The following is a 23,212-nucleotide window of genomic DNA, read 5'->3' as shown; positions in this document are numbered from 1 at the left end:
GGAGGATAGAATTCATCGCGCGTTGAGTTAATCTCGTGTTCATGATGGTCATCGGTCTCGACGCCCCCGACGCTCGCCACCTCGACGTCGTCGGCGGCAAGACGGCCAACCTCGCGGAACTCACCGCCGCGGGCTTCGCCGTACCACCGGCGTTCTGCGTCACCACCGCCGCCTACCGCGACGCCGCGGCGTCGGCCGGCATCTCGGCCGTGCTCGACGAGGGCGGCCCGGACCTGCCCGCCACCGCCCGCGCGGCCCTGCTGGACACCCCGATCGCGCCCGACGTGGCCACGGCGATCACCGAGGCCTACGCCGCCCTCGGCACGGACGTGCCCGTCGCTGTGCGCTCCTCGGCCACCGCAGAGGACCTGCCGGGCGCCAGCTTCGCGGGCCAGCAGGACACGTTCCTCAACGTCGTCGGCGCCGAGGCGGTGCTCGACGCCGTCCGCCGCTGCTGGGCGTCGCTGTGGACCGACCGCGCCGTCGCCTATCGGAACACGGCCGGCATCGACCAGCGCACCGTCGCGCTCGCCGTCGTCGTCCAGGAGATGGTCGACGTTCAGGTCGCCGGGGTGCTCTTCACGGCCGACCCGGTGAGCGGCCGCCGCACCACCACCGTGATCGACGCCGCGCCGGGCCTCGGCGAGGCTGTGGTGTCCGGCGCGGTGAACCCCGACCACATCACCGTGGATGACGGCCGGATCGACTACGCGCCCGGCGACAAGGCCGTCGCCATCCGGGCCCTGCCCGGCGGGGGCACCGAGCGCGTCGAGCTGGGCGGCGACTCCGGCCACGCCCTCACCGACGAGCAGGTGCTCGCGCTCGTCGCGCTGGGCCGCGCCGTCGAGCGGCACTACGGCAGCCCGCAGGACATCGAGTGGGCGCTCGACACGTCCGGTGCACTGCTGCTCACCCAGGCCCGCCCGATCACCACGCTGCACCCGGTGCCCGTCGGCAACCGTCCCGGCAAGCGGGCCTACCTCAACTTCAGCCTCGCCCAGGGCCTGACCCGGCCCATCACCCCGCTCGGCATCGCCGCCTTCCGCGCTGTGGGCGCCACGGCGTCGCGCAATGCCTTCGGCTTCCCCGCCGACGACGAGCAGGGCCCCCCGGCGATCCACGCCGCCGGCGGGCGCACCTTCTTCGACTTCACCGACGGGCTGCGCAACGAGCTCGGCCGGGTGCTCATCCCGAAGGTGCTGGGGGTGATGGAGGCGCGGTCCGCGGTCGTGATCCGGGGGCTGCTCGACGACCCGGCGTTCGCGCCGCGGCGGGGATCACGCCGGAGGTTCGTGGCGAAGGTCGTGCGGGTGGCGTTCCGGTACCGCATCCCGCCGCAGATCCTGCTCGCGCTGGCCAGCCCGCAGGCCGCCCGACGCCGCATCGACCGGATCGGCGCCCGCGTCTACGCCCAGCATCCGCTGCCCGACGGCACCGCCCCGCTCGCACGGATCGACCACGCCGCGGACGTGCTCCGCGAGTGCTTCCCGGTGCTGCCCACGGTGGTGCCGGCGGCCGGCGCGGGCTTCGCGATGCTGGGGCTCGCCCGGTTGGTGGCCGGCCCGGCCATCGACGCCGACGCCGTCCACGAGCTCCTGCGGTCCCTGCCGCACAACAGCACCACCGAGATGGACCTCGAGCTGTGGGCGCTGGCCGTGCAGCTGCGCGACGACCCCGAGTCGGTGCGAGCCCTCGCCGAGGCCACCCCCGTCGAGCTCGCGGGCCGGTGGAGGGACGGGCTGCTCCCCCGGGTCGCCCAGGACGGCCTCACCCGGTTCCTGGAGGCGCACGGGCACCGCGCCGTCGCGGAGATCGATCTCGGCATGCCGCGCTGGTGGGACGACCCGACGTACGTGCTCGGCGTGATCGCCAACTACCTGCGCCTGACCGATCCCGCCCAGGCCCCCGACGCCGTGTTCGCACGGGGTGCCGCGGCCGCCGATGCCGCCGTCGCCGGTGTGGTGGGAGCGGTGCGGCAGCGTTCCGCGCTCCGGGCCGCGCTGACCGGCTGGGCGCTGCGCCGCATGCGCGAGCTCGCCGGGCTGCGCGAGACCCACAAGGACTACCTCGTTCGCCTGTTCGCGGTGGTCAGGGCCGAGCTCGTCGCGGTCGGCCGCGACCTGACCGAGCGCGGCCTGCTCGACCACGCCGACGACGTCGTCTGGCTCGACCTGGCCGAGCTGCGTCGCGCCGTCGGCGGGGTCAACCTGCGCGAGCTCATCGCCGAACGGCGGGCCGACTACGACCGCGAGCTGCAGCGGCGGCACGTGCCGCGGATCCTGCTGTCCGACGGCACCGAACCCGAGGCGCTCGCCACGGCCGCCGTTGCCCCCGACGGGGCGCTCACCGGCACCGCGGCCTCCGCCGGCACCGTCACCGGCATCGCCCGCGTGGTGCTGGACCCGGTGGGCGCGCACCTGGAGCCGGGCGAGATCCTCGTCGTCCCGTCCACCGACCCGGGCTGGACCCCGCTGTTCCTCACCGCGGGCGGGCTGGTCATGGAGATGGGCGGCGCCAACTCGCACGGCGCCGTCGTGGCCCGCGAGTACGGCATCCCCGCCGTCGTCGGGGTGCCGGACGCGACCATCACCATCGCGACCGGTGACCGCATCACCGTGGACGGGGCCGCCGGCATCGTCACGCCGGTGGCGGCCGAGGTCGCGGTGGCGGCCACCTAGCACGTCACACACCGAGTGCGGACCTCACACATGCTGCAACGTGTGTGACGACCGCACTCGGTGTGTGACGTGGGTCAGCCGCGGCGGCGGGCGAGGAGCTCCGCCACCAGGCCGCCGCGCACCGCGGCGGCCGCGCAGCACAGCGCGCCGGCGCCCATACCCACGAGGCCCTGCGGGTACAGCGCGCCGGGGGTGCCGAAAGCCAGCGAGGCGCCAACGGCGGCGAGCACCAGCAACGCCCCGGCCAGCGCCACGATGATCCGCTCGTCCACCAGCCGGACGAACGCGAACAGCGCCAGCCCCGTGATGCCGCAGGCCAGCGGCACGGTCACCTCACCGAGGCCGAGCAGGCGCAGACCCCAACCGCCGAGCACGATGCCGGCCACCGCCACCAGGGCGATGCGCAGCACGCGCAGGCGCCCACCCGGGGGGAGCGGCGCGCCCGTGCCGAGCCGGCGGTGCAGCGCGATGCCCAGCGCGACGGCGAGCGACAGGCCCAGCGCGAGCACCAGCGTGCCCGCACCGGTGTCGAGCGCGGACGCGCCGACCGCCCACCAGGCCCCACCGATGGCCGGCAGGAGCAGGGGCAGCGGCATGGGCCGCACCGGCCGCGGCGGCCGCTGCGCCCGCGGCGGCTCGGGCAGCGGAGCCTGCAGCGTCGGCGGCAGCCCCGGACGAGCCGGCGGCGGTGCTACGGGGCGGGGTCGGCTCGGCGGTACGGGCCGCCGCACGGTGGGCGGCTCCGGGCGCGTCGGGTGTGCCCGGTTGGGCACGGTGGGCTGCTCGCGCATACCGTCCACGGTAGCGGCGGACGGGTCACGACGCGGTCACGACCACCCCGGCCGGCCGGACGTGCACCCGGTACCCGACCGGCAGCTCCACCCCGGCGACGGTCGCCAGGGCGCGGGCGGCCACTCGTGCGGAGAACTCGATGCGCAGCACCGCCTCGCAGGTGCGGCGGTCCGGGAACCGCCAGGTCGTACGGACGCGGCGCATCGTGAAGCCCTGCCGGGCGAAGAACCGCTCCGCCGCCAGCGGGTCGTAACGGGGCAGGTCGGCCCGCATCCAGTCGCCGTACGGCGGCACGGTCGCGTCGAGGTCGATGATCGCGAGCACGCCGCCGGGGCGCAGCACCCGCTCCGCCTCCGCCAGACCGGGCTCACAGCCCGGGCCGAAGAAGTACGCGGTGCGCGCGTGCACCACGTCGACGCTCGCATCGGGCAGCGGCAGCCGTTCGGCGCTGCCGGCGCGCACGTCCAGCCCGCGCGCCTGAGCACGGCGCACCAGCGGCAGGTGCGGCTCCACCCCGACCACCGACGCCGCCTCGGCGGCGAACACCGGCAGGTGGAAGCCCTCGCCGCACCCGACGTCGACGACGTCGCGGCCCGCGAACGGCGCCAGCTCCCGCAGCGCGGCCCAGATCGCGCCGTCGACGTCCTGGGCGGCGTTCTCCAGCGCGTAGACGTCGGGCCAGTGCCAGATGTTCGGGCTGGGGATCGGGCGGACGCGCCCGATCACCCGGGCACGACGAGGGTCAGCGCCGCCCACGCCACGAGCGCGGTGGGGAGCAGCGAGTCGAGCCGGTCCATGAGCCCGCCGTGGCCGGGCAGCAGGTTGCCCATGTCCTTGATGCCGATGTCCCGCTTGATCATCGACTCGACCAGGTCGCCCAGCGTGGCACACACCACGAGCAGCGCACCGGTCAGCGCGCCGGCCCACCACTGCCCGTTCAGCAGCAGGGTGACCGACAGCGCGCCGGCGACCATGCCCGACAGGAGCGAGCCGCCGAAGCCCTCCCAGGACTTCTTCGGGCTGATCGTGGGCGCCATCGGGTGCCTGCCGGCCAGCACGCCCGCCGTGTAGCCGCCGACGTCCGAGGCCACCACGCAGATCATGAACGTGAGGATGCGCCCGACGCCGTCGGGCGCGACCGTCATCAGGGTGGCGAAAGAGCACAGCAGCGGCACGTAGGCCGCGGTGAACACGCCGGCGCTGACGTCACGCAGGTAGTTCTCGGACCCGCTGTGCATCCGCCAGAGCAGCACCGCGAGCGCGGTGCCCGCGAACGCCACCGCCATGGCCGCGAGCCCGAACGGCCACGCCAGCCACACCATCGCCTGCCCGCCCACCAGCAGCACCGGCAGCGGCACGGCGATCCCCGCGCCCCGGCGCAGTGCCCCGGCCAGCTCCCACGTGCCGACCGCAGCGGCCGCGCCGAGCACGCCGATGAAGAAGTGCCGCTCGATCAGCAGCGAGGTGAGGATGACCGCGCCCAGCACCACGCCGACCGTGATCGCGGCGACGAGGTCCCGGCCGGCACGCGAGGTGCGTGGCGGCACGGTCGCCGCACCTCCGGCGGCACCCGATGCGGGCGGACTGGACACCGTGCTCAGACTTCGAGGAGTTCGGCTTCCTTGTGCTTCACCAGGTCGTCGATCTGGTGGACGTACTTGTCCGTGGTGGCCTGCAGCTCCTTCTCCGCGCGGGTCACCTCGTCCTCACCGGCCTCGCCGTCGCGCACGATGCGGTGCAGCTCGTCCATCGTCTTGCGCCGCACACCGCGGATCACCACGCGCGCGTCCTCGCCCTTGCCGCGGGCCACCTTCACCATCTCGCGGCGCCGCTCCTCGGACAGCTGCGGGATCACGCAGCGGATGAGCTGGCCGTCGTTGGACGGGTTGAGCCCCAGGTCGGACTCCCGGATCGCCTTCTCGATCGCCTTCATCGAGCCCGCGTCGTAGGGCTTGATGACGACCAGGCGCGCCTCGGGGACGTTGATCGAGGCGAGCTGGTTGATCGGGGTCATCGCGCCGTAGTACTCGACCGCCACGCGCGAGAACATGTTCGGCGTGGCGCGCCCCGTGCGGACGCCGGCCAGGTCCTCCTTGGCCACGGAGACGGCCTTCTCCATCTTCTCCTCGGCCTCGAACAGCGCCTCGTCGATCATGGCTCGTCCCTTTCGGCGTTTCCTGCGCGCTCCGACAAGCTCCGCGCGGCATCCTGCGAGTGGTCCGGCGTGCTGACCAGCGTGCCGATCCGCTCTCCCCGCACAGCACGGGCGATGTTGCCCTCGGTGAGCAGATTGAACACGATGATCGGCATCTTGTTGTCCATGCAGAGGCTGAACGCCGTGGCGTCGGCGACCTTCAGCCCACGCTCCAGCACCTCGCGATGGGTGATCTCGGTGAACTGCGTCGCGGTGGGGTCGGTCTTCGGGTCGGCCGTGAAGACCCCGTCGACGCCCTTGGCCAGCAGCAACACCTCGGCGCCGATCTCCAACGCACGCTGCGCGCCCGCGGTGTCGGTGGAGAAGTAGGGCATGCCCACCCCGGCGCCGAAGATCACGACCCGGCCCTTCTCCATGTGCCGGATCGCGCGCCGCGGGATGTAGGCCTCCGCGACCTGCCCCATCGTGATCGCGGTCTGCACGCGCGTCTCGATGTGGTGCTCGCGCTCCAGGAAGTCCTGCAGCGCGAGGCAGTTCATGACCGTGCCCAGCATGCCGATGTAGTCGGCACGCGCGCGGTCCATGCCGCGCTCCTGCAACTCCGACCCGCGGAAGAAGTTGCCACCCCCGATGACGACCGCCACCTGGGCGCCGGTGCGCACGACCTCGGCGATCTGGCGGGCGACCGTCTCGACCACCCACGGATCGACGCCCACGGCCCCGCCACCGAACATCTCACCGCCGAGCTTCAGCAGCACGCGGTTGAATCCGGTACGGGTGCCTTCTGCGCCGATCCGCGGGTCGGTCAATGTCATCGGGCCGGGGTTCCTCTCGACAGGACGGAGCTGCTCGGGTGGGACCGGCTCAGGCCTGGCCGACCTCGAAGCGGGCGAAGTCCTTGACCTCGACACCCGCCTCGTCGAGCAGCTTCTTGACCGTCTTCTTCGCGTCGTGCACGGAGGCCTGCTCGAGCAGCACGACGTCCTTGTAGAAGCCGTTGATCCGGCCCTCGACGACCCGCTGCAGCACCTGCTCCGGCTTGCCCTCCTCGCGGGCGGTGGCCTCGGCGATGCGGCGCTCGTTCTCCAGCAGCTCGGCGGGCACCTGCTCGCGGGTGGTGAACTGCGGGCGGGCGGCGGCGATGTGCATGGCGACCGACTTGGCGGTCTCGTCGTCGGCGCCCTCGTACGCGACCAGCGCGCCGATGCCGGGCGGCAGGTCGGGGTCGCGGCGGTGCAGGTACAGCGCCACCGGGCCGTCGATGTGCACGTAGTTCTTCAGCTCGAGCTTCTCGCCGATGCGGGCGGACAGCTCCTGCACGGCCTCGCCGACGGTGCTGGAACCCAGCGCCTCGGCCTTCAGCGCCTCGAGGTCCTTGGGCGCCTTCTCGACGGCCACGGCCAGGATGTCGGCCGCGAGCTTCTGGAAGTCGGCGCTCTTCGCGACGAAGTCGGTCTCGGAGTTGAGCTGGATCATCGAGCCGCCCTCGGCCGCGACCAGCCCGTTGGCGGTCTCGCGGCCGGCGCGCTTGCCGACGTCCTTGGCGCCCTTGATGCGCAGCAGCTCGACGGCCTTGTCGAAGTCGCCGTCCGACTCCTCGAGCGCCTTCTTGCAGTCCATCATCCCGGAACCGGTGAGGTCCCGGAGCTTCTTCACGTCGGCGGCGGTGTAGTTCGCCATCTGCCTTTCGTCCGTTCTCTGGGGGCGGTGCGTGGGGGTGGGCCGAGCAGGGGCCGGGTCCGGGTCGGGACCCGGCCCTGCATCAGCTCAGTTGGCGGACTGCGACGCGCCGTTCGTCGTGCTGGCGGGCGCGGCGGCAACCGCGGCCTCGGCCGGAGTGGTGTCGGTGAGGCTCGCGCCGTCGGAGCCGGCGCCCTGCTGCAGCAGGTCGTTCTCCCACTCGGGCAGCGGCTCGTCGGCGGCGACACCGTCGGCCTTGTCGGCACCCTCGCCGCGGGCGCGCTGCGCCCGGGCCATCAGGCCGTCGGCCGCGGCACGCGCGATCACCTTCGTGAGCAGCGCGGCCGAGCGGATCGCGTCGTCGTTGCCCGGGATCGGGTAGTCGACCTCGTCGGGGTCGCAGTTGGTGTCGAGGATCGACACGACCGGGATGCCCAGCTTGCGGGCCTCGCCGACGGCGATGTGCTCCTTCTTGGTGTCGACGACCCACACCGCGCTCGGCACCTTCGACATGTCGCGGATACCACCGAGGGTCTTCGCGAGCTTGTCCTTCTCACGCGTGAGCATGAGGATTTCCTTCTTCGTGCGGCCCTCGAACCCGCCCGACTGCTCCATCGCCTCGAGCTCCTTGAGGCGCAGCAGGCGCTTGTGCACGGTCTGGAAGTTCGTGAGCATGCCGCCCAGCCAGCGCTGGTTCACGTACGGCATGTTGACGCGGCCCGCCTCGTCGGCGATGGCCTCCTGCGCCTGCTTCTTCGTGCCGACGAACATGATCGTGCCGCCGTGGGCGACGGTCTCGCGCACGAACTCGTACGCGCGGTCGATGTACGACAGCGTCTGCTGCAGGTCGATGATGTAGATGCCGTTGCGCTCGGTGAGGATGTAGCGCTTCATCTTCGGGTTCCAGCGCCGGGTCTGGTGCCCGAAGTGGACACCGGAGTCCAGCAGCTGCTTCATGGTGACGACGGCCACGGCCGGGTGCACCTCTCGTTCAGGCGCGGCCGCTTCCGGCCACGCGCGCGGTTCGTCGCGGTGTGCCGGGTGGCGGCACCGCCCTGGCGCCCGTGCCGGTGGCCGGACCCGCCAACTGCACGGGACCGCCCGTCCACCGCACCCCGACTCGGCCGGGATCACGCGAGCGCGCGAAGTCACCTCGGACGGCCCGAGGCGCAGATCGAGTGTACGCCGCTGGGCCGTGGCGCCCGCCGCGAGGCCCGCAGTTGTCCACATCGGGGTGCGGCCATCCACAGATCAGCGGTCGTGGGCCCGACACGACCCGATCCGTGCCAGCGTCGAGGCATGGACCGAGCAGGCCGCGCGCACCCACCGACCGGGCGGCGTCCCGCCCCGTTCCGGCCGGTCGCCGGGCAGGTGATCGTGGCGGTGGCGGTGGCGCTGGCCGCGGGGCTTGCCTCGGCGCCCGGGCCGACTGCAGCGCACCCGCAGACGACCGGCGCGGTCGCCGACCTGCCGGCACACCGCACCATCGCCACACGCGCCACAGCGGCGCTGCCCGCGACGATGGCCGGGCCGAGCCCGCCACAGTGGCGCCCAGCGACCGCAGCCATCGCCGGCGCGTCGGCGCACCGGGGCACCGACGTCGAGGACGTGTCCGGGCCCCAGTTCCTGGTCGCAGCGGTGGTCGGTCTCGCCGGCCGGGTCCTCCCCGTCGCTGCTCGGCGGACCGGCACTGCAGCGCTCGACACCATGGCAGGGCGGCTCAGCCAGGATCCGCCGCTCCCACCGGTCCCGCCCGGCGCCCAGGCGCCGGCTCCTCCGGCCGTCCCGCCCGCTCCGCCGGGCGCCGGAGTGCCCGCACCAGGTGCGGGGTACGCGTGGCCGTTGCTGCCGGCGCCGGAGGTGGTGACGCCGTTCCGGGGGCCGGACCAGCCGTTCGGTCCCGGGCACCGCGGGGTCGACCTCGCCGGGTCTCCGGGACAGGCTGTGCTGGCCGCACGCGGTGGAGTCGTCGTGTTCGCCGGGCCGGTGGCCGGGCGCGGGTCGGTGTCGGTGCAGCACGACGACGGCCTGCGCACCACCTACGAACCCGTCACACCCTTCGTCGCGGCCGGACAGCCCGTAGCGGCCGGGCAGGTGCTGGGCCTGCTCGAGCCCGGGCACGGAGCCTGCCCGAGCGCGTGCCTGCACTGGGGTGCGCGCCGCGACCGGCTGGTCTACGTCGACCCGCTGGTGCTCCTGCGCCCGCCGCACGTCCGGCTGCTGCCGGTGCCGGCGCAGTGGCCGCCGCGACCCGACTGAGCGGCCCTGCGCAGCCAGCCGCGGCGCGTCAGCCGGCCAGCTCGGCGAACTTCCCGCGCAGCCGCAGCACCGCTCGCGAGTGCAGCTGGCACACCCGCGATTCCGTCAGCCCCAGCGTTCGCCCGATGTCCGCGAGTGTGCGGTTCTCGGCGTAGTAGAGCCGGATCACCGTGCGGTCGCGTTCCTCGAGACGCTGCAGCGCGGTCCGCAGCATCTCGACGGTCTCGCGGGCGTCCAACTGCTCACCGGGGTCCGACTCCTCGGCCTCGACGAGGTCGGCGATGCCGCCTCCGTGCTCGTCGAGCGCCTCCACGGACACCAGCTGGACCGGCTGGCGGTGGGCGCGCAGGTCGTCGACCGTGATCCCCAGCTCGGCAGCCACCTCCTCCTCCGTGGCCACCCGCCGCAGCCGCGACTCCAGCTGTTCGCGGGCCCGGGCGCGGTCGCGGACACGGCCGCGCACGGTCCGCGGCACCCAGTCCTGCGACCGCAGGTCGTCGAGGATGGCGCCGCGGATGCGCTGCGCCGCGTAGGTCTCGAACCGCAGCCCGCGCTCCGGGTCGAACCGTTCGATCGCGGCGAGCAGGCCGAAGTAGCCGATCTGCGCGAGATCGGCCACCTCGACGTAGGTCGGCAGCCCGGCCGCCACCCGGTGTGCCACGGCGCGCACGAGCGGCGCGTAGTGCAGCAGAAGTCGATCTCTGCTCGGGCGTGTCGCGGTGGTGCGGTACAGCTCCCAGAGCTCGTCGGTCGCGGTGCGGGGCGGTTCCTCCAAGGGCGGTTCGGTGATCTCGACGGGCGGAGGTGGGGGCAGCTGGAGCGCGTGCACGACCGGTCGAGGCTCCGACCGCCGCCGGCGTGGTTCGGCCGGAACGCTCGCAACAGGCGCATCGAGCTGCAGATCGTCGACCCGCGGGAGCTCACGCTCGAGGGTGCGCCTGCTCATGAACCACCTTCAGCCGCTCGACGGTGACGTGCGTGTAGAGCTGAGTGGTTGATAGCTTAGCGTGACCGAGCAACTCCTGTACGTAACGGAGGTCCGCGCCGCCCTCGAGCATGTGTGTGGCCGCGGCATGCCGCAGCCCGTGCGGGCCGATGTCGGGCACACCCGGCACGGCGGTGACGGCCCGGTGCACGACCGCGCGTGCGACGCGGGGATCGAGCCGGCCACCCCGCGCTCCGAGGAACAACGCCGGCCCCGACCGCGGGGTGACGAGTGCCGGACGTCCCGCCTCCAGGTAGCGACGCAGCGCCTGCTCGGCCGGCACCCCGTAGAGGACGGTGCGCTCGCGGGCGCCCTTGCCGGTCACCCGCACCGCCCGCCGTCCGGCGTCGATGTCGTCGAGGTCGATCCCGCAGAGCTCCGACACCCGCACCCCGGTGGCGTAGAGCAGCTCCAGGACGAGCAGGTCCCGCAGCGCGACGGGTTCGCCCTCCTCGGCTCCGGTGGTGGCAGCGTCGAGCACGTCGGCCGTCTGCTGCGCCCCGAGCACCGCGGGGAGGTCGGTGTGCGGCCGAGGTGAACCCAGGCGGGTGCCCGGGTCGGTGTCGGTCAGGCCGGCGCGCTTCGCCCAGGCGGTGAACGTGCGGGCCGCCGCCGCCCGTCGAGCGAGCGTGGTGCGGGACAACCCGGCGGCGTGGCCTGCGGCGAGCCAGCCCCGCAGGTGCGCGAGGTCGAGCGCGTCGATCCCGGGCAGGCCGGCGAGCAGCCCGCGCAGGTCGCTCCGGTACGCCCGGACGGTGTGCTCCGACCGGCCGCGCTCGAACTGCAGGTGCTCGGCGAACGCGTCGAGCGCGGCACGCAGGGCTGGTGCGAGCTCGTCGGCTGCCGGCGGGGTGGCCATCCCCCGACGGTCCGTGCCGGCCCGGGCGTGGTCAAGTACCGCGCCCGCGCGTCGGGGCGCGCCACCCTCGTGAACGTCGGCGCACATGTCGACGAAGCCGTCAACACCGTCGCCACCGACCCGCATCGGCGACCGCGAGCCCGCGGCGCTCCAGATCCACGAGCGCGGCCCGCGCCGCCGACAGTGGGACGCCCGCCTCGGCCGCCAGCCACGGCGCTGCCCGCGCACCGTGGGCCGGGAGCGCGTCGTGCAGCAGGGCCGCCACGGGCGCCAACCCGTCGGTGGGGCGCGCACCGATCGGCCGTTCCTCGGCGAGCAGGTGCTGCCCGATCGGACCGGCGATCTCCAGCACCTCCTCGGTGCGGGTGACGAGCTCGGCGCCTTCCCGGATCAACCGATGGCACCCTGCGGACGAGCCGGACGTGACCGGGCCGGGCACCGCCATCACCGGCCGGCCCAGCGCCTGCGCGTCGGCCGCGGTGCGGTGCGCGCCGCTGCGGACGCCGGCCTCCACCACGACGGTGGCCGTGCCGAGCGCCGCGATCAGGCGGTTGCGCACGAGGAACCGGTGCCGTCCGGGGACCGACCCGGGCGGGTACTCGCTGATCACCAGCCCGTCCGTGGCGATCCGAGCAAGGAGCGCCTCGTGGGTGGTCGGGTAGGCGCGGTCGATCCCGCACGCCAGCACGGCCACGGTCGCGCCGCCGCCGGCGAGCGCTCCGCGGTGCGCTGCTCCGTCGATGCCCAGCGCGGCCCCGGACACCACGCAGACCTCGTGCGTGGCGAGTCCGGCGCCCAGTTCCCCCGCGACGTGCAGTCCGTAGCTGCTGGCGGCCCGCGCGCCGACGATGGCGACGGACAGCTCGGTGAGCCCGACCAGATCGGCGGGCCCGCGCACCCAGAGCGCCAGTGGCGGCGCGAGTGTCGGCACGCCGCACACCTCGAACGCGGCGAACGACGCGGCCGGCCACTGCGGTGACTCGGGCACGACCAGCCGCGCGCCACACCGGTGGGCCAGCTCGAGGTCGGCAGCGGCACAGTCGGTGGCGCGCCGCCCCGCTGTCTCCGCCGCCACCTCCTCCGGCACCGCCCCCTGCCGGACCCGCGCCGCCGCCTCCACCGCTCCGACGGCCGCGGTGAACCGGGCCAGCGCCGGCGCCGGAGCCTCCGCGACCCGTGAGAGATAGGCCCGGGCCAGCAGGATCTCGTCGGGCACCGGCGGCGCCTGCTCGGGCGGACCGCGGAACTGCGCAGGGACGGTCCCCGACCGGCCGACCTCCAAGAGCGGTGGGGATGCCGCCGAGGGTGCGTCGCCCGATCCCGCGACGGGGCCGTGGCCGAGGGACGGGCGGTGGGTGACCTGCGACGGTGTGGTGTTCATGCTGCTCTCCGTTCTCGGAACGAAATGGCTGATTCGACCAGTTGGGTGTCGGGGTACGGGGCGCCGGCGAGGTCGGCGAGGGTCCAGGCGACGCGCAGGGCGCGGTCCGCGCTGCGGGCGCTGAGCAGCCCCGAGCGCAGGCCGAGGTCGAGCGGGCGCACGATCTTCGCCGGCAGCGCGAACCGCGATCGCAGAGCCGGCCCGGGCACTTCGGCGTTGGTCTTCCAGCCCTCCCCCGCCCATCGTTCGGCGGCTGCCTCCCGGGCCGCCAGCACGCGGCTGCGGACGGCGGCGGAGCTCTCGCCGCGGTCGGGCACGGCGAAGGTGGTGACCGGGTAGAGGCGGGCGTGCAGGTCGACGCGGTCGAGCAACGGTCCGGACAGCCGGCCGAGGTAGCGGCGCCGCACCGGCGAGGTGCAGACGCAGTCGCGATCGTGCGCCGGCGCGCACGGGCACGGGTTGCCCGCCAGCACGAGCTGGAACCGCGCCGGGTAGGTGACAGTGCCTTCCGTGCGGGCGAGGCGCACCTCGCCCTCCTCCAGCGGGGTGCGGAGGGCGTCCAGCAGGCGCGGGCTGAGCTCTGGCGCCTCGTCGAGGAACAGGACGCCGCGGTGGGCGAGCGACACCGCGCCGGGCCGGGCGATGCCGCTGCCGCCACCGATGAGCGCAGCGGTGGAGCTCGACGGGTGCGGCGCCACGAGCGGAGGGCTGTGCGAGAGCGCCTGCCCCTCCGGCAGCCGCCCGGCGACGGATCGGATGGCGGCGAGCGTGAGCGCGTCCTCGTCACCGAGTGCCGGCAGCAAGCCGGCGAAGCGGCGGGCCAGCATGGTCTTGCCGGTGCCCGGTGGCCCGACGAGCAGCATGTGGTGGCCACCGGCGGCCGCGATCTCGCAGGCGAGCCGGGCGTCCTCCTGCCCGACGACGTCGGCGAGATCGAGCTCGTCGGTCGCACCGGTGCCGGCCTCCGCAATCCGCTCGGGACGAGGCAGCTCGCAGAACCCGCGCAGCCACACCAGCACGTCGGAGAGCGACGCGGCCCCGAACACGTCGATGCCGTCGACCAGCGCCGCCTCGCCGAGCATCGACTCGGGCACCACCACGCGGCGCAGGCCGGCCCGGCGCGCGGCCAGCAGGCACGGCAGGAGCCCGCGGACCTCGCGCAGCCGCCCGTCGAGCGCCAGCTCCCCCAGCAGTGCCGTGCCGGCGAGCGCCTGCTGCTCGACGACCTGCTCGGCGGCGAGGATGCCGCAGGCCAGCGCCAAGTCGAAGGAGCTGCCCGTCTTGCGCAGTGCCGCCGGGGACAGTGCGAGCACGACCCGCCGGTTGGGCCAACCGCACTCGGAGTTGACCACTGCGGCGCGCACCCGGTCCTTCGACTCGCGCAGCGCCGTGTCGGCCATGCCGACCATGTGCACGCCGGGCAGCCCGTCGCCGACGTCGGCCTCGATCTCCACCACGTGCCCGTCGACGCCCTGCAGCGCCACCGACCACGCCCGCCCGATGCCCATCAGAACGCCGACCGGTAGTGGGTGACGCGGGCCGGCGCGCCGGGTGCGGCCACCACCGCGAGCACGTCGAACCGCAGCTCGCACCAGCGCACCCCGTGGGTGGTGAGCCAGGCCTGGGTGACCCGTTTGATGCGGACGGCCTTCCTCAGGTCGACCGCTTCCGCCGGACCGCCGAACCGTTCGCTGCTGCGGGTCTTGACCTCGCACACGACCAGCCGCTGCGCGTCGGTGGCGATGACGTCGATCTCCCCGACGCGGCATCGCCAGTTGCGCGAGAGCACCACGAGCCCGTGGTGCTCGAGGTAGCGCACCGCGATGTCCTCACCGCGGCGGCCGAGCTCGTCCTTCGCTGCCATGCCTCAACGATGACGGTTGATCGGCCGTCGTGGGCGTGACCTGCGAAATCTGTGGACAGACTGGCGAGTTGGGGACAACTCGGCCGGTGCGCGGCGGAAACGTCGGGGCGTCGTGGTAAACGCGCCGCGCTCAAGCGCGATGGAGACCGGCCGCGCCGGCACCTACGCGAGATCGGCCAGCATCTCGTCGAACTCCACGACGGCAGGCGCGCTGCTCCACCGCTCCAGCGCGCGGCGCATCCGCCGCAGGTCCGCGACCGTGTGCGCGCCGCCAGCCACCAGCGCGAGCGCGACGGCCTCTCGGCCGGCGGCCGTGGCCTCGTCGATCCGCCCGTCCAGCGCGGCAGCGAGCGCGAGACGCGCCGCGTACCGGCCGTGGTCCCGTCGGTAGCTCGGGCCCAGGTGCGCGCGAGCTTCGCGGAACAGCTCCACGGCGCGCGCGTGCCGGCCGAGTTCGACGTAGGCGACGCCGCGTTGGAACAACACCCGGCCGGGGTCGGTGAAGTACACCCACGGGGGCTCGTCCTCGGGGTGCTCGGCGGCATCGAGCGACAATCGTTCGGCTCGGTCCAGCAGACGATCGACCTGTTCACCGTTGCCGTCGAGGGCGTGGCCGCGCGCCTCCTGCTGCGTCACCAGCGACAGCACGCCGGGGCTGACTGCGCCAGGGTGTCGGCCCCCGGCGGCTGCGAGTCCCACGGCAAGCGCTGCATCACACAGCGACCACGCCAGGTGCGATTTCATCGACAGCACCGACGTGATCATGTTGGCGTCGCCGGTCTCGGTGGCCGCGTCCATCGCGCGGTCGTAGTGGGCGGTAGCCCCGGCGTGGTCGCCGAGATCCTCGCCCATCCAACCGGCGAACTGGTGGTACTCCGCGAGGAGCTGGACGGCCGCCGCACGGACCGGGCCGCGCGCCTCTCGGGCCATCCGCTCGAGCAGCGTGATCTCGGCGAGTACCGCGGGCGCCATCGCACGGGCGCCGACCTCGTCCTCGATCTTCCGTTGCCGGGCGAGGGTCTCGGCGAGGTGTTCGACCACGGTCAGGTCGACGCGCCTCGGCTGCTCGACCGCGCGGGCCAGCCGGTCGAACGCGTCCTCGTCGGCGGCCGCCGTGGCATCTGTCCGCCGAGGGTCGTCGAGCGCGACGGCCAGCTCGTCGAGCGGTAGTCCGAGCACCTTCGCGAGCTTGCGACGTGCCCACGGCTGCGGGTCCGACTCCCCGGCTTCCCAGCGGCCGACCGTGGACCGGTCGACGCCGACGCGGTGGGCGAGGTCTTCCTGGGTGAGACCGGCCGCGCGTCGCGCTCGCGCGAGCCGGGCACGTCGAGCGGTCACTGCCGGAGTATCCCTGTCTGCCCACACCATCGATGCCGCACTGACGCGCTGTAGCGAGCCCGGGCGGTGTCGCGTGTGCTCCGCCGGGCCGCACGCCTCGTCTGGCCGTGCAGCCTGCAGAGGTATGCGCAGTCCGCCGCCGAGCTGTGAACCGGTGCGGTTCAGCGGGCCGGGACGAACCTATGAACAGACCCGCCGATTGGTCGGGACTCCCCCGGTCAGCCGAACTCCTTGCCCTCCGGCAGCCGCAGGTCGGGCTTGTCCAGCTCCTCGACGTTGACGTCCTTGAACGTCAGCACGCGCACGTTCTTCACGAACCGGGCGGGCCGGTACATGTCCCACACCCACGCGTCGGACATGCGGACCTCGAAGTAGATCTCGCCGTCGGAGTTGCGGGCCGCCACGTCGACCGAGTTGGCCAGGTAGAAGCGGCGCTCCGTCTCCACGACGTAGGAGAACTGGGAGACGATGTCCCGGTACTCCTTGTAGAGCGTGAGCTCCATCTCGGTCTCGTACTTCTCGAGATCCTCGGCGCTCACGACTCGACTCCTCCTCCTGCGCCCACGTCGGACATCCCGACGGGCATCAGCTCGGGCAAGGGTCCATTGTCCACCAGGTCGCCCGCGAAGCCGACGGCGGACCGTCCCGCGCCCGCCAAGGCGGCCCTGACGTTCACGAACGAGTAGCGATGCACCGGTGACGGACCGTGATCAGCGAGCGCTGCGTCGTGGACGGGCGTGCAGTAGCCCTTGTGCTCGGCGAAGCGGTACTGCGGGTACTCCGCGTCGAGCTCCACCATGATCCGGTCCCTGGTGACCTTCGCCAGCACCGACGCGGCGGCGACGCAGGCGGCGACCTGGTCGCCCTTCTGCACGGCCAGAGCCGGACGGCCGAACCCGCGCACCGGGAAGCCGTCGGTCAGCACGTACCCGGGCGGCTCGGCCAGCTGCGCGACGGCCCGGCGCATCCCTTCGACGTTCGCGACGTGCACCCCGCGCCGGTCCACCTCGGTCGGCGGGATCACGACGACCGCGTACTGCTCGGCCCGCCGCACGATGATCTCGTAGAACTCCTCGCGGGCCGCGGCGGAGAGCAGCTTCGAGTCGGTGAGGCCGTCGAGCCGCTTGGCGTCCGCCGCGCGCAGCACGCACGCCGCCACCACCAGCGGCCCGGCGCAGGCACCGCGACCGGCCTCGTCGACGCCCGCCACGGGGCCGAGGCCGTGCCGTTGCAGGGTGGCCTGGAACGTCCAGTTGCCGCTGCGGCGCACGATCGCCCGCTCCGGCAGCAGCCCCTCGCGGCGGAGGTCCGAGGTCGCCGCGCGAACGGCACGACGACGTGAGGCGGCATAGCGGGACATCACGGCAAGTCTAGAGCGGACGGCGTCGCTCAGCGGCGCCGCATGGGCCACGTGTCGACGTCGTCGAGGTCGAGCAGGCCGGACCTGCGCCGACGCCGGAGCAGCGGCAGCGCGGCCGCCAACGCGACCGCTCCGAACCCGGCCGCGTCGCCTGCCGGACCGAGCCCGACGCTGAGGTTCTGCGGGTCCGCGCTGGGGATCCAGCCGAACCGCGGGAACGGCAGGACGATCAAGCGGGCCTTGCCGATGACGTTGGCGACGGGCACCGCGCCGTGCCCGGCGATGCGGGAGTCGGCCGAGTTGTTGCGGCTGTCGCCCATCATCCACAGCTCGCCCTGCGGGACCGTGACCGGCCCGAACGCCTGCTGGCGCGGTTCACCGGCGCCGGGCAGGTAGTAGATGTAGGGCTCGTTGAGCGGCTTGCCGTCGACCATCACCTGGCCGTTGGTGGTGCAGCACTGCACCGTCTGCCCGCCGACGGCGATGACGCGCTTGACGAAGTCCTTCTCGTCGGGCGGCGCGAGGCCGATCAGCGAGCCCAGCTGCTGCAGTCCGGCGATGAGGAAGTTGCTCGGCGGCGCGATCTGGATCTCGCTGTTCCAGCTGTCGGGACCGCGGAACACCACGACGTCACCGGGCTGCGGGCCGGAGAACCGGTAGGTGACCTTGTCGACGAGCACGCGGTCGTTGTTGCAGCCGGTGCAGCCGTGCAGCGTCGTCTCCATCGAGCCCGACGGGATGACGTAGACCTTCGCGATGAACGTCTGGATGAGGAAGGTCAGTACCAGCGCCACCAGCACCAGCAGCGGCAGTTCCTTCCAGAACGACGAGCGGCGCCGCCGTCCCGTGCGCTGCTTGCGGCCGTCGGCGGCGGCCAGCTCGCGGTAGGCCGCGGCGGGGCGTTCGTCGGCGGACTCGCCGGCTCGGCGGCGGTGCCGGCCGGGGAACTCCGGGGACGAGGGGTCGACGTGCGTGGTGGCCTCGGTGTCGGCGGCGGGGCCGGCGATGACGTCGTCGACGGGCTCCAGCGGCTCGACGGGCACACCCCGTGGGGCGGTGCGGTTTCCGGCGCGGACGGTGGGCTCGTCGATCGCGCCGCGGCGGCCGTCGGGCGCGCGGCGGCGACCCGGCTCGCGGCGGGGCGCTGCGTCCTGGGGGCGGCCGTTGCGGCGGCCGCCGTCGTAGCGCCCCGGTTCCGGGCGACGCTCGACCGGCGGCTCGGGGGTGAACAGCTCGGCACCGACCGGTCCGCTCGGGCGGTCGTCGCGGACGGCGGGTCTGCGCTCCTCGCGGCGTACGGGCGGAGGCTGGCGGCGGCCCTGCTCGGCGTCGCGTGGACGCCGCTGGGGCAGCTCGGGCGGTGTATCCGGTGGCTCCGGGCGTCGGCGGCGCCCGGCGGGTCGACCGTCCGGGTTCTGCCGCGGGTCGGGCGCCCGCCGCTCTCGCCTGGGCTCGTCGGCCGGCGGCGCTCCGCGGCGCGCGGGATCGGCCGTCCGGCGGCGACCATCGCCCTGTGCGGGGGCGCGCCGGGCCGGCCGGCTGTCCTGCTCGGGCTCCTCGACGGGCACGGCGGGACCACGCCGGACCGGCGGCGCCGGCACCCGACGCCGCGGCGGAGGCGGTTCGCCGTCCGGCGTCTGCCGTCGAGATCGGCCCCGCCTGTCGTCGGGGAGCTCGGGGAGGGCCACGCCCACGAGGCTACGTCAACCGACCTTCAAGGTCAGGACGCCGATGGGGTCTCGCGCTTCTCCTTGATCTTCGCGGCCTTGCCGCGGAGATCACGGAGGTAGTACAGCTTGGCGCGGCGCACGTCGCCGCGGGTGGCGACCTCGATCTTCTCGAGGTTCGGCGAGTGCACGGGGAACGTGCGCTCCACGCCGACGCCGAACGACACCTTGCGGACGGTGAACGTCTCGCGGGCGCCGGCGCCGTGGCGGCGGATGACCACGCCCTGGAACACCTGGACGCGGGAGCGGTTGCCCTCGATGACCTTGACGTGCACCTTGAGCGTGTCACCCGGCCGGAAGGCGGGGATGTCGGAGCGCAGCTGCTCTGCGTCCAGGGCGTCCAGGGTGTTCATCGCGAAGATCCGTCCTCGGTACGTGATAGCGGTGGTGCGGCGCTCGTTACTCGTCAACGGCGCGGGCAGGCCCGTTGGGGCGCTGGCAACTCATCAATAGTGCCAGACGCGTCCGGAGGGCATGCACTCACCCGTCCAGGGACTCGAGGAAGGCCCGGTCCCGCTTGTCCAGCGCATCCTCGGGCAGCGCCGCGAGCAGGTCGGGACGGCGCGCCGCCGTGCGCTCCAGCGCCCGGTCGCGACGCCACCGCGCGATCGCGCCGTGGTCGCCGCTGCGCAGCACCTCCGGCACCTCGAGCCCGCGCCACGTCACGGGCCGGGTGTAGGCGGGGCCTTCGAGCAGCCCGTCGGAGAACGAGTCCTGCTCGGCGGACTGCGGGTTGCCCAGCACACCGGGCAGCAGGCGCGCGACGGCCTCCACCATCACCAGCACCGCGACCTCGCCCCCGACCAGCACGTAGTCGCCGATGCTGACCTCCTCGACGGGCATCCGGGTCGCGTAGTCGTCGACCACGCGCTGGTCGATGCCCTCGTAGCGGCCGCAGGCGAAGACCAGCCGCGGCTCCTCGGCCCAGCGCCGGGCGGTGGCCTGCGTGAACGGCACACCGGCCGGTGTGGGCACCACCAGCCGGGCCGGCTCCTCCCCCAGCACGTCGTCGAGCGCGGTGCCCCACACCTGCGGGCGCATCACCATGCCCGGCCCGCCGCCGTACGGGGAGTCGTCGACGGCCTGGTGCACGTCGCGCGTCCAGTCCCGCAGGTTGTGCACCTCGACCTCGACGAGCCCGGCCGTGATCGCCCGCCCCAGGAGGGCTTCGCGCAGCGGCGCGAGGTAGCCGGGGAAGATGGTCACGACGTCGATCCGCACGCGGCGATACTCGCAGGAGGGAGCACCGGCCGTGCCACCAGCGCTGTGGTCCACCGACGGCCAGTGGTCGGTCCTGCTGCCCGTGGCGCTCGCACTCGTGCTCTCGGTGCTGGTGGGGCTGGAGCGCGAGGCGGGCGCGAAGAGCGCAGGGCTGCGCACGCACGCGCTGGTCGGGCTGGGGTCGGCCGTGATCATGGTGGTGTCGAAGTACGGCTTCGCCGACATGCTCGTGCTCGACCACGTGGCCCTGGACCCGTCGCGGATCGCGGCGCAGATCGTGTCCGGCATCGGGTTCATCGGCGGCGGGCTGATCTTCGTGCGGAAGGACGCCGTCCGTGGGCTCACCACCGCGGCCACCGTGTGGCTGGTCGCCGCCGTCGGGATGGCGTGCGGCGCCGGCCTTCCGGTGCTCGCGGTCGCGACGACCGCGGGGCACTTCGTCGTGACCCGCGGGCTGCCGCCGCTGGCCAGGGCCACAGCTCGGCGGCGCAAGGAGCAGCCCGTGCTGCGCCTGGGCTACGCCGACGGCCACGGTGTGCTGCGGGCCGTGCTCGCCGCGTGCACCGAGCGGGGCTGGGCCGTGCACGGGGTTGAGGTCGACCGGGAGGACGTCGACGACGCCGGCGTCCGGGTGGCCGCGGTGACCCTGCACCTGGACGGTCGCGGCGATCTTCCGGCGCTGGCCGGCGAGCTGGCCGAGCTGCCGGCCGTCCGGTTCACGGCGACGGGCCGGGAGCCGCTGGACGAATGAGGCCCTAACCGGCGCGCTTGCCCCTGACCAGCTCCTCCACCATCACGCGGGCGACGTGCTGCTGCACGTTGCGGGCGGCGAGGATCCGCTGGGCGGCGCCGGTCTCGCTGTGCAGCATCCCGAGCAGGATGTGCTCGGTGCCGATGTAGTTGTGCTTGAGCGCGATGGCCTCGCGCAGCGCCAGCTCCATCACCTTCTTGGCGGTGCGGTCGAACGGGGTGCGCCCGTTCTTCCGGCCGCCGCGCGCGGCCATGGTCCGGTCGAGCGCGCCGGGCCCGAAGGCCTCCTCCACCTGCCGGCGCACCTCGTCGAGGTCGATGCCGATGCTGGCCAGCGCCTCGCTGTCGGACGGCGTGGTGCCGAGCGCGTCGACGTCGGCGAGCACGTCGGCGGGGGTCACCGAGAAGCCGGTGAGCACCATCAGCGCGATCGTGTCGGGCACCTGGACCAGCGCCGCGAGCAGGTGTTCGCTGCGGATGGCGTCGGCGCCCCGGGCGATGTCCTCGGCCTGCGCACGGATGACGACGTCGCGAGCCTTGGCCGTGAACCGTTCGAACATTGGGCTGTTCCCCTCTCAGAACCCGAGCCGGCGGTACTTCTTGTGCACCGCCTGCTTGGACACGCGCAGCGACTCGGCGATCTGCTGCCACGACCAGCCCTGCTGGCGGGCGTTGCCGACCTGCAGCTCCTCGAGCGATTCGAGGAGTTCGCGCAGGGAGGCGACGGCCGCGAGGCCGATCGCGGGATCCCGATTGGAGGCCGCGGCGGCCACCTCTGTCGCATCCGTCATGGCCGTCAACCTACGTTGACGGCAGCGGGCGTGTCAACTCAGGTTGACGACTCGAGGTCGAGGAGGCCTTCGGGGGGATCGAGGACGACCTTGCCGCCGGCCACGTCCACGGTGGGGACGATCGCGCGCACGAACGGCACCAGCGCGTCGGGGAGCTCGGGTCGGGCGAGCACGAGCAGCTCGCCGCCAGGCCCGTGCACGACCTCGCGCACGGTGCCGACGGGGGTGCCGTCGACCAGCTCGGCCGCGAGGCCCTCGAGCTGGTGGACGTGGAACTCGTCCGGGTCCTCGACCGGCGCGAGCTCGTCGACCCCGACGAGCAGGCGGGTGCCCCGCAGCGCCTCCGCTGCGGTGCGGTCGGGGACCTCGACGAACCGGACGAGCATCCGGCCGGAGTGGGGACGGGCCGACGCGACGGTGAGCGCGCCCGCCGGGCTCCCGGGGCGGCTCGTGGCGAGCCGCGCACCCGGGGCGAACCGCTCCTGCGGGGAGTCGGTCCTGACCTCGACGGCGACCTCGCCGTGCAGGCCATGGGCCCGCACGGCGATGCCGACGAGGAACTGCGTACTACCGATCGGTGTCGACGACATCGACCCGCACACCCTTGCCGCCGATACCACCGACGACGGTGCGCAGGGCGGTGGCGGTGCGACCGCCCCGCCCGATGACCTTGCCGAGGTCCTCGGGGTGCACCCGCACCTCGAGGGTGCGGCCGCGGCGGGTGGTCACGAGGTCCACCCGCACCTCGTCCGGGTGATCGACGATCCCGCGGACGAGGTGCTCGAGAGCGTCGGCGAGGACCGCCGTCACGACTGGGCCGCGGAGTCAGCGGCCTCAGCGGCCCCCTCGTCCTTGGCGCGCCGGTCGGCCTTCTTCTTCGGGGTGGTGGCCTCGGTGGTGGGCTCCTCGCCGGCTGCGGCGAGAGCGGCCTGGAACCGGGCCAGCTTGTCGGCCTTCTCCGGCTGGGCCTTGAGGGTGCCCTCGGCGCCCGGCAGGCCCTTGAACTTCTGCCAGTCGCCGGTGATCTCCAGCAGGTGCTGGACGGGCTCGGTGGGCTGCGCGCCCACACCCAGCCAGTACTGCGCCCGCTCCGAGTCGATCTCGATGAGGCTCGGCTCGAGCTTCGGGTGGTACTTGCCGATGGTCTCGATGGCCCGGCCGCTGCGGCGGGTACGGGCGTCGGCGACGACGATGCGGTAGTACGGCTGGCGGATCTTGCCCAGTCGCGTCAGCTTGATCTTGACGGCCACGCTGCTTGCTGCTCCTCGCGATGTGTCTTTCTCGGCGTGAGGCCGCGCTGCGCGTGTGGGGTACGTGCGACGCGTCTCGAGGTTCGATGGGCGCGGCTGGTAGAGGGCCGACCGCGCAGCCA

General features: G+C 73.7%; 26 protein-coding genes. 3 read left to right on the top strand and 23 right to left on the bottom strand.

Features of this window, described 5'->3' with window-relative positions:
* Positions 1-41 precede the first annotated feature (41 nt).
* The gene (locus ACQEVB_RS19525) at positions 42-2,678 is read left to right on the top strand and encodes a PEP/pyruvate-binding domain-containing protein (RefSeq protein WP_432973308.1); all 2,637 of its coding nucleotides are present in this window, start codon (positions 42-44) and stop codon (positions 2,676-2,678) included.
* Positions 2,679-2,752: 74 nt separating this feature from the next.
* On the opposite strand, the gene ACQEVB_RS19520 is transcribed toward ACQEVB_RS19525, so the two are convergent.
* The 7 genes from ACQEVB_RS19520 to rpsB all read right to left on the bottom strand — a co-directional run bounded on the left by ACQEVB_RS19520 (position 2,753) and on the right by rpsB (position 8,277).
* Complete coding sequence (locus tag ACQEVB_RS19520) at positions 2,753-3,469, bottom strand: hypothetical protein (protein ID WP_432973305.1); 717 nt, start codon at positions 3,467-3,469, stop codon at positions 2,753-2,755.
* A 25-nt stretch (positions 3,470-3,494) separates the two neighbouring features.
* Positions 3,495-4,196 (bottom strand): class I SAM-dependent methyltransferase, encoded by a 702-nt coding sequence (locus tag ACQEVB_RS19515; protein ID WP_432973302.1) that lies wholly within the window; start codon positions 4,194-4,196, stop codon positions 3,495-3,497.
* Positions 4,193-5,017 carry a phosphatidate cytidylyltransferase gene (locus ACQEVB_RS19510; protein ID WP_432973299.1) on the bottom strand — a complete coding sequence of 275 codons (825 nt, stop codon included), beginning with the start codon at positions 5,015-5,017 and terminating at the stop codon, positions 4,193-4,195. The genes ACQEVB_RS19515 and ACQEVB_RS19510 overlap by 4 nt, the downstream gene beginning before the upstream one ends.
* A 50-nt stretch (positions 5,018-5,067) precedes the next feature.
* Entirely contained in the window at positions 5,068-5,625 is a 558-nt protein-coding gene (gene frr / locus ACQEVB_RS19505) for a ribosome recycling factor (RefSeq protein ID WP_432973296.1), read from the bottom strand.
* Complete coding sequence (gene pyrH, locus ACQEVB_RS19500) at positions 5,622-6,440, bottom strand: UMP kinase (RefSeq protein WP_432973293.1); 819 nt, start codon at positions 6,438-6,440, stop codon at positions 5,622-5,624. Before pyrH ends, frr begins: the two co-directional genes overlap by 4 nt.
* A gap of 49 nt (positions 6,441-6,489) precedes the next feature.
* Positions 6,490-7,305: a translation elongation factor Ts gene (tsf, locus tag ACQEVB_RS19495; RefSeq protein ID WP_432973290.1), complete on the bottom strand. Its 816-nt coding sequence runs from the start codon at positions 7,303-7,305 to the stop codon at positions 6,490-6,492.
* An 87-nt stretch (positions 7,306-7,392) separates the two neighbouring features.
* On the bottom strand, positions 7,393-8,277 hold the full coding sequence (gene rpsB / locus ACQEVB_RS19490) for a 30S ribosomal protein S2 (RefSeq protein WP_432973287.1): 885 nt from the start codon (positions 8,275-8,277) through the stop codon (positions 7,393-7,395).
* A gap of 327 nt (positions 8,278-8,604) precedes the next feature.
* Here rpsB and ACQEVB_RS19485 point away from each other — a divergent pair, with 327 nt between their 5' ends.
* Positions 8,605-9,564: a M23 family metallopeptidase gene (locus ACQEVB_RS19485; protein WP_432973284.1), complete on the top strand. Its 960-nt coding sequence runs from the start codon at positions 8,605-8,607 to the stop codon at positions 9,562-9,564.
* 28 nt (positions 9,565-9,592) lie between these two features.
* On the opposite strand, the gene ACQEVB_RS19480 is transcribed toward ACQEVB_RS19485, so the two are convergent.
* From ACQEVB_RS19480 to trmD, 11 genes are all read right to left on the bottom strand, one after another.
* Positions 9,593-10,393: a FliA/WhiG family RNA polymerase sigma factor gene (locus tag ACQEVB_RS19480; RefSeq protein WP_432973281.1), complete on the bottom strand. Its 801-nt coding sequence runs from the start codon at positions 10,391-10,393 to the stop codon at positions 9,593-9,595.
* Between the two features lie 91 nt (positions 10,394-10,484).
* On the bottom strand, positions 10,485-11,408 hold the full coding sequence (locus ACQEVB_RS19475) for a tyrosine-type recombinase/integrase (protein ID WP_432973279.1): 924 nt from the start codon (positions 11,406-11,408) through the stop codon (positions 10,485-10,487).
* A gap of 100 nt (positions 11,409-11,508) precedes the next feature.
* Complete coding sequence (gene dprA / locus ACQEVB_RS19470; protein ID WP_432973276.1) at positions 11,509-12,789, bottom strand: DNA-processing protein DprA; 1,281 nt, start codon at positions 12,787-12,789, stop codon at positions 11,509-11,511.
* On the bottom strand, positions 12,786-14,297 hold the full coding sequence (locus ACQEVB_RS19465) for a YifB family Mg chelatase-like AAA ATPase (RefSeq protein WP_432973273.1): 1,512 nt from the start codon (positions 14,295-14,297) through the stop codon (positions 12,786-12,788). Before ACQEVB_RS19465 ends, dprA begins: the two co-directional genes overlap by 4 nt.
* Positions 14,297-14,653: a YraN family protein gene (locus ACQEVB_RS19460; protein ID WP_432973270.1), complete on the bottom strand. Its 357-nt coding sequence runs from the start codon at positions 14,651-14,653 to the stop codon at positions 14,297-14,299. Before ACQEVB_RS19460 ends, ACQEVB_RS19465 begins: the two co-directional genes overlap by 1 nt.
* A gap of 162 nt (positions 14,654-14,815) precedes the next feature.
* Entirely contained in the window at positions 14,816-15,991 is a 1,176-nt protein-coding gene (locus tag ACQEVB_RS19455) for a helix-turn-helix domain-containing protein (RefSeq protein WP_432973267.1), read from the bottom strand.
* A gap of 218 nt (positions 15,992-16,209) precedes the next feature.
* Complete coding sequence (locus tag ACQEVB_RS19450) at positions 16,210-16,530, bottom strand: DUF2469 domain-containing protein (RefSeq protein ID WP_432973264.1); 321 nt, start codon at positions 16,528-16,530, stop codon at positions 16,210-16,212.
* On the bottom strand, positions 16,527-17,351 hold the full coding sequence (locus ACQEVB_RS19445) for a ribonuclease HII (RefSeq protein ID WP_432973261.1): 825 nt from the start codon (positions 17,349-17,351) through the stop codon (positions 16,527-16,529). Before ACQEVB_RS19445 ends, ACQEVB_RS19450 begins: the two co-directional genes overlap by 4 nt.
* A 29-nt stretch (positions 17,352-17,380) precedes the next feature.
* Complete coding sequence (lepB, locus tag ACQEVB_RS19440) at positions 17,381-18,919, bottom strand: signal peptidase I (protein WP_432973258.1); 1,539 nt, start codon at positions 18,917-18,919, stop codon at positions 17,381-17,383.
* A gap of 152 nt (positions 18,920-19,071) precedes the next feature.
* Positions 19,072-19,431: a 50S ribosomal protein L19 gene (gene rplS, locus ACQEVB_RS19435; RefSeq protein WP_432973255.1), complete on the bottom strand. Its 360-nt coding sequence runs from the start codon at positions 19,429-19,431 to the stop codon at positions 19,072-19,074.
* A 127-nt stretch (positions 19,432-19,558) separates the two neighbouring features.
* Positions 19,559-20,299: a tRNA (guanosine(37)-N1)-methyltransferase TrmD gene (gene trmD, locus ACQEVB_RS19430; RefSeq protein WP_432973252.1), complete on the bottom strand. Its 741-nt coding sequence runs from the start codon at positions 20,297-20,299 to the stop codon at positions 19,559-19,561.
* A 31-nt stretch (positions 20,300-20,330) separates the two neighbouring features.
* Between trmD and ACQEVB_RS19425 the strand changes: the two genes are divergently transcribed.
* Entirely contained in the window at positions 20,331-21,050 is a 720-nt protein-coding gene (locus tag ACQEVB_RS19425; protein WP_432973249.1) for an MgtC/SapB family protein, read from the top strand.
* Positions 21,051-21,054: 4 nt separating this feature from the next.
* Here ACQEVB_RS19425 and ACQEVB_RS19420 read toward each other — a convergent pair whose 3' ends face one another.
* Genes ACQEVB_RS19420 through rpsP form a run of 5 tightly spaced genes read right to left on the bottom strand, consistent with a single transcriptional unit; the run spans position 21,055 to position 23,090 of the window.
* Positions 21,055-21,609 carry a Clp protease N-terminal domain-containing protein gene (locus ACQEVB_RS19420; protein WP_432973246.1) on the bottom strand — a complete coding sequence of 185 codons (555 nt, stop codon included), beginning with the start codon at positions 21,607-21,609 and terminating at the stop codon, positions 21,055-21,057.
* Positions 21,610-21,624: 15 nt separating this feature from the next.
* A complete protein-coding gene (locus ACQEVB_RS19415; RefSeq protein ID WP_432973243.1) occupies positions 21,625-21,840 on the bottom strand; it encodes a helix-turn-helix domain-containing protein in 216 nt (71 codons plus the stop codon).
* Positions 21,841-21,878: 38 nt separating this feature from the next.
* On the bottom strand, positions 21,879-22,430 hold the full coding sequence (gene rimM, locus ACQEVB_RS19410; RefSeq protein WP_432973240.1) for a ribosome maturation factor RimM: 552 nt from the start codon (positions 22,428-22,430) through the stop codon (positions 21,879-21,881).
* Positions 22,408-22,650 carry an RNA-binding protein gene (locus tag ACQEVB_RS19405; protein WP_432973237.1) on the bottom strand — a complete coding sequence of 81 codons (243 nt, stop codon included), beginning with the start codon at positions 22,648-22,650 and terminating at the stop codon, positions 22,408-22,410. Before ACQEVB_RS19405 ends, rimM begins: the two co-directional genes overlap by 23 nt.
* Positions 22,647-23,090: a 30S ribosomal protein S16 gene (gene rpsP / locus ACQEVB_RS19400; RefSeq protein ID WP_432973234.1), complete on the bottom strand. Its 444-nt coding sequence runs from the start codon at positions 23,088-23,090 to the stop codon at positions 22,647-22,649. The genes ACQEVB_RS19405 and rpsP overlap by 4 nt, the downstream gene beginning before the upstream one ends.
* Positions 23,091-23,212: the final 122 nt, after the last annotated feature.

The sequence above is a fragment of the Pseudonocardia sp. CA-107938 genome (assembly GCF_050936315.1).
Lineage (GTDB): Bacteria > Actinomycetota > Actinomycetes > Mycobacteriales > Pseudonocardiaceae > Pseudonocardia.
The sequence above is the reverse complement of the archived record's forward strand: the minus strand, read 5'-3'. Positions and strand labels throughout refer to the sequence as shown.

What these genes read in the sequence shown, in the direction of transcription:
- ACQEVB_RS19475 (WP_432973279.1), bottom strand. Translation starts at nt 11,408, where the DNA reads ATGGCCACCCCGCCGGCAGCCGACGAGCTCGCACCAGCCCTGCGTGCC.
- ACQEVB_RS19420 (WP_432973246.1), bottom strand. Translation starts at nt 21,609, where the DNA reads ATGTTCGAACGGTTCACGGCCAAGGCTCGCGACGTCGTCATCCGTGCG.
- tsf (WP_432973290.1), bottom strand. Translation starts at nt 7,305, where the DNA reads ATGGCGAACTACACCGCCGCCGACGTGAAGAAGCTCCGGGACCTCACC.
- ACQEVB_RS19415 (WP_432973243.1), bottom strand. Translation starts at nt 21,840, where the DNA reads ATGACGGATGCGACAGAGGTGGCCGCCGCGGCCTCCAATCGGGATCCC.
- ACQEVB_RS19485 (WP_432973284.1), top strand. Translation starts at nt 8,605, where the DNA reads ATGGACCGAGCAGGCCGCGCGCACCCACCGACCGGGCGGCGTCCCGCC.
- ACQEVB_RS19520 (WP_432973305.1), bottom strand. Translation starts at nt 3,469, where the DNA reads ATGCGCGAGCAGCCCACCGTGCCCAACCGGGCACACCCGACGCGCCCG.
- ACQEVB_RS19525 (WP_432973308.1), top strand. Translation starts at nt 42, where the DNA reads ATGATGGTCATCGGTCTCGACGCCCCCGACGCTCGCCACCTCGACGTC.
- ACQEVB_RS19460 (WP_432973270.1), bottom strand. Translation starts at nt 14,653, where the DNA reads ATGGCAGCGAAGGACGAGCTCGGCCGCCGCGGTGAGGACATCGCGGTG.
- rplS (WP_432973255.1), bottom strand. Translation starts at nt 19,431, where the DNA reads ATGAACACCCTGGACGCCCTGGACGCAGAGCAGCTGCGCTCCGACATC.
- dprA (WP_432973276.1), bottom strand. Translation starts at nt 12,789, where the DNA reads ATGAACACCACACCGTCGCAGGTCACCCACCGCCCGTCCCTCGGCCAC.
- ACQEVB_RS19445 (WP_432973261.1), bottom strand. Translation starts at nt 17,351, where the DNA reads ATGTCCCGCTATGCCGCCTCACGTCGTCGTGCCGTTCGCGCGGCGACC.
- rimM (WP_432973240.1), bottom strand. Translation starts at nt 22,430, where the DNA reads ATGTCGTCGACACCGATCGGTAGTACGCAGTTCCTCGTCGGCATCGCC.
- frr (WP_432973296.1), bottom strand. Translation starts at nt 5,625, where the DNA reads ATGATCGACGAGGCGCTGTTCGAGGCCGAGGAGAAGATGGAGAAGGCC.
- pyrH (WP_432973293.1), bottom strand. Translation starts at nt 6,440, where the DNA reads ATGACATTGACCGACCCGCGGATCGGCGCAGAAGGCACCCGTACCGGA.
- ACQEVB_RS19465 (WP_432973273.1), bottom strand. Translation starts at nt 14,297, where the DNA reads ATGGGCATCGGGCGGGCGTGGTCGGTGGCGCTGCAGGGCGTCGACGGG.